Annotated in this window: 11 protein-coding genes; 8 read left to right on the top strand and 3 right to left on the bottom strand. The window is 64.8% G+C overall.

Translation table 11 applies throughout. The annotated features are described in order from the left end of the window. Nucleotides 1–14 precede the first annotated feature (14 nt). Both AC1DXM_RS17415 and AC1DXM_RS17410 read right to left on the bottom strand, forming a co-directional pair. A complete protein-coding gene (locus tag AC1DXM_RS17415) occupies nt 15–1,076 on the bottom strand; it encodes a maleylacetate reductase (RefSeq protein WP_477234580.1) in 1,062 nt (353 codons plus the stop codon). Beyond that, nucleotides 1,073–1,930 (bottom strand): dioxygenase family protein, encoded by an 858-nt coding sequence (locus AC1DXM_RS17410; protein ID WP_477234578.1) that lies wholly within the window; start codon nt 1,928–1,930, stop codon nt 1,073–1,075. Before AC1DXM_RS17410 ends, AC1DXM_RS17415 begins: the two co-directional genes overlap by 4 nt. A gap of 89 nt (nt 1,931–2,019) precedes the next feature. Here AC1DXM_RS17410 and AC1DXM_RS17405 point away from each other — a divergent pair, with 89 nt between their 5' ends. The 3 genes from AC1DXM_RS17405 (at nt 2,020) to AC1DXM_RS17395 (ending at nt 5,471) form a co-directional block, all read left to right on the top strand. Then, on the top strand, nt 2,020–2,970 hold the full coding sequence (locus AC1DXM_RS17405; RefSeq protein WP_477234576.1) for a LysR family transcriptional regulator: 951 nt from the start codon (nt 2,020–2,022) through the stop codon (nt 2,968–2,970). A gap of 109 nt (nt 2,971–3,079) precedes the next feature. Beyond that, nucleotides 3,080–3,832 (top strand): class I SAM-dependent methyltransferase, encoded by a 753-nt coding sequence (locus AC1DXM_RS17400; protein ID WP_477234574.1) that lies wholly within the window; start codon nt 3,080–3,082, stop codon nt 3,830–3,832. Nucleotides 3,833–3,932: 100 nt separating this feature from the next. Further along, on the top strand, nt 3,933–5,471 hold the full coding sequence (locus tag AC1DXM_RS17395) for a winged helix-turn-helix domain-containing tetratricopeptide repeat protein (RefSeq protein WP_477234572.1): 1,539 nt from the start codon (nt 3,933–3,935) through the stop codon (nt 5,469–5,471). A gap of 31 nt (nt 5,472–5,502) precedes the next feature. On the opposite strand, the gene AC1DXM_RS17390 is transcribed toward AC1DXM_RS17395, so the two are convergent. Continuing rightward, a complete protein-coding gene (locus AC1DXM_RS17390) occupies nt 5,503–5,796 on the bottom strand; it encodes a hypothetical protein (protein WP_477234570.1) in 294 nt (97 codons plus the stop codon). Between the two features lie 230 nt (nt 5,797–6,026). Between AC1DXM_RS17390 and AC1DXM_RS17385 the strand changes: the two genes are divergently transcribed. The 5 genes from AC1DXM_RS17385 to AC1DXM_RS17365 all read left to right on the top strand — a co-directional run bounded on the left by AC1DXM_RS17385 (nt 6,027) and on the right by AC1DXM_RS17365 (nt 12,265). Then, a complete protein-coding gene (locus AC1DXM_RS17385) occupies nt 6,027–7,574 on the top strand; it encodes a winged helix-turn-helix domain-containing tetratricopeptide repeat protein (protein WP_477234568.1) in 1,548 nt (515 codons plus the stop codon). A gap of 286 nt (nt 7,575–7,860) precedes the next feature. Beyond that, the gene (locus AC1DXM_RS17380) at nt 7,861–8,745 is read left to right on the top strand and encodes an AraC family transcriptional regulator (protein WP_477234566.1); all 885 of its coding nucleotides are present in this window, start codon (nt 7,861–7,863) and stop codon (nt 8,743–8,745) included. A 228-nt stretch (nt 8,746–8,973) separates the two neighbouring features. Beyond that, nucleotides 8,974–10,032, top strand: a complete 1,059-nt coding sequence (locus tag AC1DXM_RS17375) for an ABC transporter substrate-binding protein (RefSeq protein ID WP_192248849.1) — start codon at nt 8,974–8,976, stop codon at nt 10,030–10,032. A 152-nt stretch (nt 10,033–10,184) separates the two neighbouring features. After that, entirely contained in the window at nt 10,185–11,009 is an 825-nt protein-coding gene (locus AC1DXM_RS17370; RefSeq protein WP_352560714.1) for an ATP-binding cassette domain-containing protein, read from the top strand. After that, nucleotides 11,006–12,265 carry a sugar ABC transporter permease gene (locus AC1DXM_RS17365; RefSeq protein ID WP_477234563.1) on the top strand — a complete coding sequence of 420 codons (1,260 nt, stop codon included), beginning with the start codon at nt 11,006–11,008 and terminating at the stop codon, nt 12,263–12,265. Before AC1DXM_RS17370 ends, AC1DXM_RS17365 begins: the two co-directional genes overlap by 4 nt.

Genomic DNA, 12,265 nt, shown 5'->3' with positions numbered 1-12,265 from the left:
CTCCCTTGTTGCCGTCAGTTCTGCGGACGTCTTCCCTCCCACGCGTCCTGCAACAGGGCGCGGATTGCGGCGCGATCAAAAGGCCGCGGATTCCAGTATGGATTCTTCGTCGCGATCTCGGCGGCGCGGTCCAGATCGTCCTGTTTGAGGCCGAGTTCCCGGAGCGTCAGCGGCGCGCCGACCGCCTTCGCGAAATCATGCAAGCCGCCACCGGCGCTGCCGCCAAAAATGTCGGCGACTGGCTTTAGCAGGTCGGGCACTGCAACAGCGTTGAAGCCGATCGTCTGCGGCAGCATCACCGCATGGGTCTCGGCATGCGGCATGTCGAAGGAGCCGCCCAGCGTGTGGCAGATCTTGTGATGCAGCGCCATGCCAACGGTGCCAAGCACCGTGCCGCACAGCCATGCGCCATAGAGCGCGTCGCCACGTGCGTCGAGATTTTTCGGCTCCTTGATCAGCACCGGCAGCGCCGTCTTCAGCGCACGCAGTCCTTCAGTCGCCATCAAGGTCGAGATCGGATTGCGGTCCTGTGCGTAGAGCGCTTCCGCCGCATGCGCCATGGCGTTGAGGCCGGAGGTGACGCTCATCGCCACCGGCAGCCCGACCGTCAGTTCCGGATCGTAGATCACCACTTCCGGCAGGATCTTTGCATCGCGCACCGTGGTCTTTTCGCCGTTCTCGGTCTGGCCGAGGATCGGCGTCACCTCGGAGCCGGCATAGGTGGTCGGGATGACGATCTGCGGCAGGTCGGTACGGTAGGCGATCGCCTTGCCGAGGCCCGTGGTCGAGCCGCCGCCAAGGGCGACGACGCAGTCGGCCTTGGTCTCCTGTGCCTTCGCCATCGCCGCCTCGGTCACCTCGACCGGTGTGTGCATGGCCGCGCCCGAGAAGACGCCTGCGGCTAGTGATCCGATTTGCTTCGCCACCGCCTCGCCATCCGCGGCTTGATGCGGCGTCGACAGCACCAGTGCGCGTTTGCAGCCGAGCTTCTCGATCCATGTCCCGACCTGCGAGGAGGCGCCGTTGCCGAAGACGATGTGCGCCGGACTGCCGGAATAGGTGAAGGAACGTGTCATGCCGCCCGGCTCCCCTTGCGCGCCATCGCCAGAACGAAATCGAAATCGAGTGACCAGCTTTCGCCGGCACGTTTGAAATCGCCGACCAGTTCCGGCTTGACGCCAAACAATGCGTCTTCACCCAGATGCGGATCGCCGCCCTCGAACACTTGCGTGGTCAATGTCTCGAAGCCGTCGGCGCGGATGAGGAAATGGATATGCGCCGGGCGGTTGAGCGGATAGTTCAACTGCCCGAGCATCTGTCCGACCGGTCCGTCATCCGGCACGCCATAGCCGGCGGGCTTGACCGTGCGGTAGTGGAAGCGGCCTTCCTTGTCGGTGGTGAAGACGCCGCGCAGGTTGTTTTCCGGCTGCAAATCGGGCTGCTGGTTCTCGTAAAAGCCTTGTGCGTTGGCTTGCCATGTCTCCACCGTCGCGCCGGCGATGGGCAGGCCATCGAGATCAGTCACTCGTCCCGTCACGGTCAGTGGTTTGCCGACACCGTCGAGCGAAATGTCAGCGCCGAGCGCCAGCCTTGGCGCATCGGCGCGATAGAAGGGGCCGCGGCCGGTGTTGGGCGTCGCGCCGTTCGGGCGGCGGGAGTTGATGTCCTCGACCAGTGCTGTGACGCCGAGCAGGTCTGACAGCAGCACCCATTCCTGGCGCTTGTCGTCGCTGGCATGGCCGACCTCGGTGAGGAAGGCGATGGCTTGGCGCCAATCGGCCGCGCTCGGCTGGGTTTCCCGGACGATCTGGTGGAGATGGTCGACAACGGTGGCGAGAAAACGCGGCAACGGCCCGGCCTTCGCCTTGAGCAGGCGCTGGGCAACCATCTCGGCCGAATTGGCCTCGCTGAACGACGGTATGCCGGACATGTTCCTCCCCGGTTTCATCTCAGGAGGACATTAACGCAGGCCAAAGACAAAGATGATGATTTCTTCCTGATTTAATATACCATATCGTTATGAAGCTCGATGAGAGGCATTTGATCCAACTGGCCGCCGTGGTGCAGGCGGGCGGCGTCACCGAGGGCGCGGCGCTCATCGGCCTGTCGCAGCCGGCTGTCTCGCGCACGCTGTCGATGCTGGAGAAGCGGCTGGGCGAGCCGCTGTTCCTCAAGGGCCGCCGTCCCTTGCAGCCGACGCCGCTCGGCCGCGCGCTCGCCGATCATGGCCAGGTGATGCTGACGGCATCGCGCAAGGCCTCCGACATCGCCGCCAATTTCAGCCAGGGGCGTTCCGGCGTGGTGCGGGTCGGCGGCACGCCGTTCTTCATGGATGCACTGATCTCCGGCATGATCGCCGATTTCCAGAACGCCTATCCGGACGTGCGCGTCGACCAGAGCTACGGCTATCTCTCGGACCTGCGCGCCGCCATCAATGCCGACCGCATCGACCTTGCCGTCTGTCCGATCGACATTCTCGAAGAGGGCTCAGGCATGGAGTTCCGCGAGATCCTGCCGGGACGCAACGTCGTCGCCTGTCGCGCCACCCATCCGCTGTTGCTGCGGCGCAAGCTGAAAACCGGCGACCTGCTCGACTATCCCTGGATCGCGCCGCCGCCCGGCAGCCCACTGCTGGAAGACTTGCGCAGCCTGCTTCTGTCGCTCGGCGCCACCGAGATCAAGATCCGCTATTCCGGCGGATCGCTGACCAGCGCCATCAACTACATGAAAGAGACCGATGCGCTGACGGTTTTGCCGCACAGCGTCGTCTTCGCCTTTCGCAAGGAAAAGTCGATCACCGCACTTCCGGTCGCCATCCCGCATCCCGAGCGCGCACTCGGCCTGCTGAGGCGCGCCGACACCCCGCGCGCGCCTGCCGTCGATGCCTTTGCCAAGCACATCCGCCAGAGCTTCGACAACCTTAAGCACCTGATCAAGCGCCATGAGCAGGCGGTGATCTGGGGGGCTTAGGCGCGGCTGGCTCTCACGCCAATTTCAGCCGGATTTCAGCCTGCGGTCAGGACGGTTGACCGGGATCCAGGCACCATGGCTGCATTCCACGTGGCTGAAGGATCACGTCATGACGCCCGCCGAAATCATGGCAGACGCGCACATCAAACACTGGGACGAGAACCATTCCCGCGGCTTCCTGGACAACGGGCGCTATTTCGTGCCGGAACGCGAGCGCCAGATCGAGATCATCGTCGACCTCATTCCGCAACCCGCGCTGGGGGGCCTGCTGGTGGAGCTGTGCTCGGGCGAAGGGCTGCTCAGCCTCGCGCTGCTGGAGCGCTTTGCCGACTGCCATGTCCTGGCGCTCGACGGCTCGGCCGAAATGCTGGAGCAGACGCGGCAAACCTGCCGCGACCATGCCGGCCGCCTGACCGCGGCCGCGTTCGAGCTGGCGGAGCGCGACTGGCGAGGTTTTGCCGAGCCGCCGCATGCCATCGTCTCCTCGCTCGCCATCCATCATCTCGACGGCCGCGAGAAGCGGACATTGTTTGCCGACCTTGCGGCGGCGCTTAGCCCCGGCGGGGTACTTATTGTGGCCGACATCGTGCGCCCGGCAAGCGCCAGCGGCCTCGCCATCGCCGCGCGGCAATGGGACGAGGCGGTGCGCGCCCGGGCGCTGGCGATCGACGGCGATCTCGCCGCCTTCGCCGAGTTCAATCGGCTGGGCTGGAATTACTTCCGCAACCCCGACGGCGAACCGATCGACAAGCCGTCCTCGCTGGCCGAGCAACTCACCTGGCTGGCGCAAGCGGGGTTCACTGAAGTCGACTGCGCCTGGCTGTTCGCCGGCCACGCCATCTTCAGCGGGCGAAAGCCTTGATGTCTTGGGGCGGGCGTGATGTCTTCGAGCATGCGAGGGCCGTGACAGACTCCTAGCCGTCGCGCGGATCGAATTGGTTGACGTCTCCTCGAGGGGCGACATGACGACGTTCGAATTCTCCGGCCACAGGCTCGATCTGCACAGGGGCAGGCTGCAGAGGGGCGGGCACGACGTCGACCTGCGCGCCAAGTCGCTCTCGCTGCTCGTCTACCTCCTGGAAAATGCCGGCCGCGTCATCGGCAAGGACGAATTGGTCAATGCGATCTGGCCGAACATCGCCGTTTCCGACGATTCGCTTACCCAATGCATGAAGGACATCCGCAAGGCGCTCGGCGCCGAGGCCGATGGCCTGATCCGCACCGTGCTGCGGCGGGGCTATGTGATCGACGAGGAGCGTGTGCGCCGCCTCGAGGATCGGGTCGCGACCGGGAGCGGGGAGGGCAGCGCCGACGACAGGCCGTCGATCGCGGTGCTGCCCTTTGAGAATCTCAGCGGCGACCCGGCGCAGGACTATTTCGCTGACGGCATGGTCGACGAGATCACCACGGCGCTGTCGCGCATGCGCTGGCTGTTCGTCATCGCCCGCAATTCGAGCTTCGCCTACAAGGGCGAGGCCGACGGCGTGAAACGGGCCGGAGCCGAACTCGGTGTGCGCTACGTGCTGACCGGCAGCGTCCGCAAGGCCGGCGATCACATCCGCCTCACCGGACAGCTCATCGACTCCGCTTCCGGCAAGACGATCTGGGCCGACCGCTACGACGGCATCATGGCCGATGTGTTCGACCTGCAGGACCGGCTTGCGGAGAGTGTCGTCGGCGCCATCCAGCCGTCCATCCTGTCGGCCGAGATCGAGCGTTCGCGGCGCAAGCGGCCGGAAAGCCTCGCCGCCTACGACTACGTGCTGCGCGCCTTTCCGCTCACCTGGTCGCTCGAGCGCGCGCAGAACGAGGAGGCCGGGAAGCTGCTTGAACGTGCGATCGCGATCGAGCCGGATTATCCGTTGGCACTTTCGCTGCTGGCCTGGTGCCATCTGCAGCGCGCGGGCTACCGCTGGACCGAAACGCCGGCCGCTTCCCGGGAGGAGGGCCTGCGCCTGGCGCAGAAGGGCGCGGCGCTCTCCGGCGACGACCCGATGGTGCTTGCCGTGCTCGGCGCGGCGCATTCCTTTGCCCGCGACTACGATATCGCCGACATATATCTGGCGCGGGCGCGCGCGCTCGATCCGAATTCCGCCTGGGCCTGGCTGCGCAGCGCCTGGCTCGATGTCTATCGCGAGCGGCCCGAGGCGGCGATCGAGAAGTTCGAGCATTTCGAACGGCTGAGCCCGCGCGACCCGATGGCCTACATGGCCGAGATCGGCATCGGCGCCGCGCATTTCGTCGCCGCGCGCTATGACGAGGCGGTGGCGCTGACGCAGCGCGGCCTTAGCCAGCAGCCAGGCGCCTGGTGGGGACTGCGCCTGCTGGTCACGGCGCTGGTTCATGCCGGTCGCAAGGACGAGGCACGGCACGCTTGCCGCAGGCTCATGGAAACCTACCCGGGCCTCACCATTGCCAGGGTTGGCGACGCCTCGCCCTTCGACACGGGCACGAGCGAACGCATCGCCGCCGGCCTGCGCGAGGCCGGCCTGCCGGAATGACCATGATCCGGAACCAGATCCGGTGCGGGGCTCAGCATTCGCGGCAATGGCGGCGATCATCGACTATCTGCGCAAGCACCTCGGTGGGGTCGCGTTCGACCGGCAGGGTGAGCGCGTTTCCAATGTCGAAGGCGGTCAGGCCGATGTCGCGGCGCTCGCATTCACTCATGGCGGCAAGCACGGCCAGCTCGCCGCGCGCCTTCCAGAAGCGCGGCAGCCACAACAGCGTCCATTTCGCCGCCGCGTACAGCCGGAAAAACAGGGAGAAGGAAGGGCGCCGCCCGTAGCCGGTTTCGGCACCGATGAAATGATCGATCGTCGTCATGGGGTTTGTCTCCGTGCTGGACATGGTTGCCTCCTGTTGTGATCTCCGGCATTCGGCGCAGCCTTGACCTGTGCGTCGGTTGCAGTGATCTCGCCCACGCGTTGCGGCTTCGGTTTCTTGCCACCTTCATCGTTGAGTGCGAGATTGCGCTCGTCCGAGATGCATGTCCGGAAAGCGGCCTGAAAGAATGCTGACGTAGTCCTGAAAATTGCGGAGAGCAGACAGTCGCGATGAACGCTGAGCCGCAGCCGATCTACCGCTTCGCAGGCTTCAGCCTCGACACGCGCGCCGGAGTCTTGCGCGACGGTTCGGGCGAGATCGCACTGCGGCCGAAATCGCTCGATCTGCTAACTTTTCTTATCCGCAACGCCGGCCGGCTGGTGTCGAAGGACGAGCTTCTGCATGCGGTGTGGAGCGACGTGATCGTCACCGAAGATTCGCTCACCCAATGCATCAGCGACATTCGCCGCGCGCTCGGCGACAAAGCGCAGACGCTGATCCGCACCATGCCACGCCGCGGCTACATGTTCCCCGGCGAAGTGCTGGAGCGACCGCCAGCTGTCGATGCGCGTCCGTCGCCTCAGCTCCCCGACAAGCCGTCGCTCGTCGTGCTTCCGTTCGAGAACCTGTCGTCGGACCCGGAGCAATCCTACCTCGCCGACGGCACGGTAGAGGAGATCACGGCGGCGCTGGCGCGCATTCGCGGCCTGTTCGTCATGTCGCGCAACTCGGCCTTGGCCTACCGCGGCCAGGCGCTCGACCTGCCGCGCATCGGCCGCGAGCTCGGTGTCCGCTATGTGCTGGAAGGAAGCGTGCGTCGGCATCTCGATCAGCTCCGCATCTCGGCCAGGCTGATCGAGGCCGAGACCGGCAGCCTGATCTGGGCGGAAGGCTTCAAGGGTGACATCGCGGATACGTTTGCGCTGCAGGACAATGTGACGGCGGGTGTCGCAGGCGCCATCCTGCCCTCGATCCAGATGGCGGAAATCGAGCGTGCGCGCCGCAAGCGGCCGGGCGACCTGCAAACCTACGATCTGGTGATGCGCAGTCTGCCGCATGTCTGGGCGCTCGGCCGCCAGGACAACGCGATCGCCATCGAGACGCTGGAGAAGGCTTTGCTGGGCGATCCCGACTATCCGCTGGCCCTGTCGCTGCTGTCCTGGTGCCATGCGCAGCGCAGCGTCTACAATTGGTCGACCTCGCCTGAGGCCGACCGGCGCCGTGCGCTGGGGCTGGCGGAGCGATCTGCCGAACTCAACGGTGACGATCCATTTTCCCTGGCCGTGCTCGGCGCTGCCCACACCGTGTCGAGCAATTTCGTCACTGCAGCCGCGTTGCTTGAAAAGGCGTGTTCGATCGATCCCAATTCGGCCTTCGCCTGGAACAGGAGCGGCTGGGTTGCAGCCTACAGAGACGAGGTCGAGCGGGCGGTCGAATGCTTCGAGCGGTCGTTGCGACTGGGGCCGTTCGATCCCATGGTTTATACCTGTCATTTGGGTCTGGCTGTCGTGCATTTCAGCGCCGGGCGGCCCGGCCAGGCGGCGGATCTGTATCTGCGTGTCCTGGCGGAGCATCCGAACGCCTTGTGGATCCTGCGTACGCTGATCCCGGCCCTTGTCGAAGCGGGACGCCTCGACGAGGCCCGGCAGCATATGGCGCGTTGTCACCGCGAGTATCCGGAGCTCACCTTGCGGGCGGTTCGCGACTCGATGCCCTTTAGAGTTGAAATTCTCGACCGACACGAAAACGCGCTGAGAAGCCTTGGAGTGCCGGAGTAAAGGACCATTTGCCGGATTGGCATTCGGACATGGATTCGGCGACCGGAGCCTCGCCTTCCGTTCCAAAGACGATCCATCGCTAGCAGGCAACCGGATTGCCACACCCGCAACCGCTCTGCATCGACCACAAAACGTCAAAAAAGTATCAGTCAGGTGGACACACCGTGGTGGCGGCTGCAACAATTGCCGCCTAAGCTTTGATCACTGCAGAGAGCGGCATACGCGGCCTGCGGGAGAGGGCACTGCAACTGGTCGCATGACCGGACCGGCGCCGGGAGGAACTGACATGAATCCGGACTTGGAAGTCGTCCAGATCAGACGTGGCGAGTCGTTCAAGGCCTGGGCCCACGGCTACCCCTTCCACACCGTGCGCTGGCACTTCCATCCCGAATACGAAATCCATCATGTCGTCGCGACGTCAGGCCACTATTTCGTCGGCGACTTCATCGGCGAGTTCGAGCCCGGCAACCTCGTGCTCACCGGCCCGAACCTGCCGCACAATTGGGTCAGCGACGTTCCGGCTGGTACCAGCGTGCCGCTGCGCGGCCGCGTCGTGCAATTCTCGCAAGAGTTCATTGCCGATGCCACGACGGCGCTGCCGGAGCTTGCCGGCTGCGCGCCCATCCTCGAGCTCAGCCGCCGCGGCGCTTTGTTCTCCGCTGCCACCGCTAAGCTTGCCGCACCTGTGCTGGCGGAACTTGTGGAGGCGCAAGGCGTGCGCCGCATCGCGCTGTTCATGGAGCTCATCGACATCTTGAGCCGCGCCGCCGATGTGCGGACGCTGACCAGCGCCAGCTATCTGCCCGATCCCTCCGGCTTCATGTCGGCGGGCGTCAACAAGGCGCTTGCCTATATCAACGCCAACCTGACTGAGCCGTTCAGCGAAAGCGATTTGGCGGCGATTGCCGAGCGCAGCCCGAGCGCGTTTTCGCGCAGCTTCCGCCGCCACACCGGCATGGCGCTGGTGCAGTACGTCAACCGGCTGCGCATCAACCTCGCCTGCCAGTTGCTCATGAGCGAGGCCGACATGCCGATCACCGAGATCTGCTACGCCGCCGGCTACAACAACATCTCGAATTTCAACCGCCAGTTCCTGACGCAGAAAGGCATGTCGCCTTCGCGCTTCAGGGCCTTGCTGGCGGAAAACATCAGTGCGGAGATTGCCGCCTAACAGGGAGGACCGGGAGGAGCTTTAGACATTTTGGGAAGAAAGGACGCGGGGTGCGTTGGAGGCGCCCCGTGCGGGAGATCGCTTGTCCTGAAATCCAGCGATATCAAGAGGATACGGTGCACGGATCAAGTGTGTCGTCATTCCTCGCAACAGTTCGACTTGCAGTCAAGGCCCGGCGCGCCATGTGGTGACAGGGCTTCGTGAAACAATTGAAACGGAGATATCAGAATGACCAGATTTGCTTCGACGGGAGCCATTGCGCTCACGCTTTCTCTCCTCAGCGGCACCGCCGCCTTTGCAGCCCCTGTTACCGATGCCACAGTCGCCTTCCTGATGCCCGACCAGGCCTCGACGCGCTACGAGCAGCACGACTATCCCGGCTTTGCCGCCGAGATGAAAAAGCTCTGCCCCGGCTGCAAGGTGATCTACCAGAACGCCGATGCCGACGCCTCGCGCCAGCAGCAGCAGTTCAACTCGGTGATCTCGCAGGGCGCCAAGGCGATCGTGCTCGACCCGGTCGACTCGACCGCCGCCGCCTCGCTGGTCAAGCTGGCGCAGAGCCAGGGCGTCAAGGTCATTGCCTATGACCGGCCGATCCCGACAGCGCCGGCCGACTTCTACGTCTCGTTCAACAATGAAGGCATCGGCAAGGCCATCGCCGACTCGCTGGTCGAACATCTCAAGGCGCTGAAGGTCGATCCGGCCAGCGGCGGCCTCTTGCAGATCAACGGTTCGCCGACCGACGCGGCAGCCGGCCTGATCAAGAAGGGCATTCATTCCAGCCTCGACAACAGCGGCTACAAGATCCTGGCTGAATACGACACGCCGGAATGGGCGCCGCCGAAGGCGCAGCAATGGGCAAGCGGCCAGATCACCCGCTTCTCCACGCAGATCGTCGGCGTTGTCGCCGCCAATGACGGCACCGGTGGCGGCGCCATCGCTGCCTTCAAGGCAGCCGGCGTCGATCCGGTGCCGCCGGTCACCGGCAACGATGCGACCATCGCCGCATTGCAGCTGATCATCGCCGGCGATCAGTACAACACCATCTCCAAGCCCAGCGAGATCGTGGCCGCAGCTGCCGCCAACGTCGCCGTCCAGCTCCTGTCGGGCGAGACGCCGAAGGCCGAAATGACCCTCTACGACACCCCCTCGCAGCTGTTCACGCCGGCGGTGGTGACGCAGGAAAACCTCAAGGCCGAGATCATCGACAAGAAGATCAACACCGCCGAAGAGCTCTGCGTCGACCGCTATGCCGAAGGCTGCAAGAAGCTCGGCATCACCAACTGACAATGCATGTCGCCCAAAAGTGCCCAGCGGTTTTGGGATAACGACATGCATAAAAGGAAGACGTAGAATCCTGATCCTGACTTCCGGCTGCCTTTGCGGCGGCCGGAAGTCCGCAGTCACTCTTGACCGGTCATCCGGAAAGGTTTGCCACTATGTCTGACATCTCTGACGGACCGGTTTCGGCGGGTGAGCTGGTGCTCAGCCTGCGCGGCATTTCGAAGAATTTCGGCGCTGTATCAGCGCTCACCGATATCGATCTCGACGTCCATGCCGGCGAGGTGGTGGCGCTGGTCGGCGACAATGGCGCCGGCAAGTCGACGCTGGTCAAGATCCTGGCCGGTGTCCATCAGCCGACCTCGGGCACCATCAATTTCCGCGGCAAGCAGGTGACCATGCCCGACCCGAGCGCTGCCTTGACGCTCGGCATCGCCACCGTCTTCCAGGATCTGGCGCTATGCGAAAACCTCGACGTCGTCGCCAATATTTTTCTCGGCAAGGAGCTCAACCCGCTGCGGCTGGACGAGGTGGCGATGGAAATCCGCGCCTGGACGCTGCTCAACGAATTGTCGGCGCGTATTCCCAGCGTGCGCGAAGCGGTCGCGTCGCTGTCCGGCGGCCAGCGCCAGACCGTGGCGATTGCCCGCTCGCTGCTGCTCGACCCCAAGGTCATTTTGCTCGACGAGCCGACCGCCGCCCTTGGCGTCGCCCAGACGGCGGAGGTGCTGAACCTCATCGATCGGGTGCGTGAACGAGGCCTCGGCGTGCTGATGATCAGCCACAATATGGAAGACGTTCGGGCCGTCGCCGACCGCATCGTCGTACTCAGGCTCGGCCGCAACAACGGCGTCTTCGAACCCGACGCCTCCAACCAGGAACTGGTCAGCGCCATCACCGGCGCCGCCAACAATGCGGTGTCGCGCCGCGCTGAACGGCGAAAGGCAGCCGAACAAGCGCACAATCAGGAGCAGCGGCCATGAGTGCGGAGCCCAAGCAGGACATCTCCTCGTCAACGGCGCTCGACCGCAGCGACGTGCGTGTCAAGCACCAGGCCGGCGTCGGTGGCGCGATCAGCGCCTTCTTCGACCGCGTCCGCTCCGGCGACCTCGGCTCACTGCCGGTGATCGTGGGCCTGGTCATCATCTGGAGCGTGTTCACCGCTCTCAACCCGGTGTTCGTGTCCTCCAGCAACCTGGTCAATCTCTTGTTCGATTGCTCGACCGTCGGCGTCATCGCGCTCGGCATCGTCTGCGTGCTGATGGTCGGCGAGATCGACCTCTCGGTTGGTTCGATCAGCGGCTTTGCTTCGGCCATGGTCGGCACGCTGTGGGTCAACCAGGGCTGGCCGGTGGCGCTCGCGATTGTCGCTGCACTCGCTGTCGGCGGCTTCATCGGCGCGCTCTATGCTCTGCTGTTCAACCGGCTCGGCATGCCGAGCTTCGTCTCGACGCTGGCCGGCCTGCTCGCGGTCCTCGGCTTGCAGCTCTACATCCTGGGCTCCACCGGCTCGATCAATCTGCCCTATGGCTCGAACCTGGTGAATTTCGGCCAGTTGCTGGTCATGCCGGATTGGCTCTCCTATGCGCTGGCGGCCGTTCCCGGCATCGTCATCCTCATCACCGGCCTGCGCACCGTCAGCCGCCGCCGCGCCGTGAATTTGTCGGCGCCGTCGGTCGGCGGCCTGATTGTGCGCGTCGCCGCCTTGACCATCCTGCTCGAGCTGATTGTCGGTTACCTCAACCAGGCGCGCGGCATACCGTGGATGTTCGGACTGTTCGTCGGCCTGGTGGTGGCGATGAACTATGCGCTGACCCGCACCCAATGGGGCCGCTCGATGACCGCCGTCGGCGGCAACCGAGAAGCCGCGCGCCGCGCCGGCATCAAGGTGCGCTCCATCTATCTCAGCGCCTTCGTCATGTGTTCGATGTTTGCCGCCCTTGGCGGCGTGCTCTCGGCGGCGCGGCTGGCCTCGGCCAGCCAGCAGGCCGGCACCGGCGACGTCAACCTCAACGCCATTGCAGCAGCCGTCATCGGCGGCACCAGCCTGTTCGGCGGCCGCGGCAGCGCCTATTCCGCGCTGCTCGGCATCATCGTCATCCAGTCGATCGCCAGCGGGCTGACCTTGCTCGATCTGTCGTCGTCGCTTCGCTACATGATCACCGGCGCCGTCCTGGCGATCGCGGTCATCGTCGACTCCCTGGCACGCCGCTCGCGGGTTTCCCACGGCCGCGCCTGA

Source organism: Mesorhizobium sp. P3_A2, assembly GCF_056403115.1.
The sequence above is the reverse complement of the archived record's forward strand: the minus strand, read 5'-3'. Positions and strand labels throughout refer to the sequence as shown.

Excerpts from the sequence above, each read along its gene's own strand:
- AC1DXM_RS17400 (WP_477234574.1), top strand. The coding sequence starts at position 3,080 with ATGACGCCCGCCGAAATCATGGCAGACGCGCACATCAAACACTGGGAC.
- AC1DXM_RS17380 (WP_477234566.1), top strand. The coding sequence starts at position 7,861 with ATGAATCCGGACTTGGAAGTCGTCCAGATCAGACGTGGCGAGTCGTTC.
- AC1DXM_RS17365 (WP_477234563.1), top strand. The coding sequence starts at position 11,006 with ATGAGTGCGGAGCCCAAGCAGGACATCTCCTCGTCAACGGCGCTCGAC.
- AC1DXM_RS17385 (WP_477234568.1), top strand. The coding sequence starts at position 6,027 with ATGAACGCTGAGCCGCAGCCGATCTACCGCTTCGCAGGCTTCAGCCTC.
- AC1DXM_RS17395 (WP_477234572.1), top strand. The coding sequence starts at position 3,933 with ATGACGACGTTCGAATTCTCCGGCCACAGGCTCGATCTGCACAGGGGC.
- AC1DXM_RS17410 (WP_477234578.1), bottom strand. The coding sequence starts at position 1,930 with ATGTCCGGCATACCGTCGTTCAGCGAGGCCAATTCGGCCGAGATGGTT.
- AC1DXM_RS17375 (WP_192248849.1), top strand. The coding sequence starts at position 8,974 with ATGACCAGATTTGCTTCGACGGGAGCCATTGCGCTCACGCTTTCTCTC.
- AC1DXM_RS17370 (WP_352560714.1), top strand. The coding sequence starts at position 10,185 with ATGTCTGACATCTCTGACGGACCGGTTTCGGCGGGTGAGCTGGTGCTC.
- AC1DXM_RS17415 (WP_477234580.1), bottom strand. The coding sequence starts at position 1,076 with ATGACACGTTCCTTCACCTATTCCGGCAGTCCGGCGCACATCGTCTTC.
- AC1DXM_RS17390 (WP_477234570.1), bottom strand. The coding sequence starts at position 5,796 with ATGACGACGATCGATCATTTCATCGGTGCCGAAACCGGCTACGGGCGG.
- AC1DXM_RS17405 (WP_477234576.1), top strand. The coding sequence starts at position 2,020 with ATGAAGCTCGATGAGAGGCATTTGATCCAACTGGCCGCCGTGGTGCAG.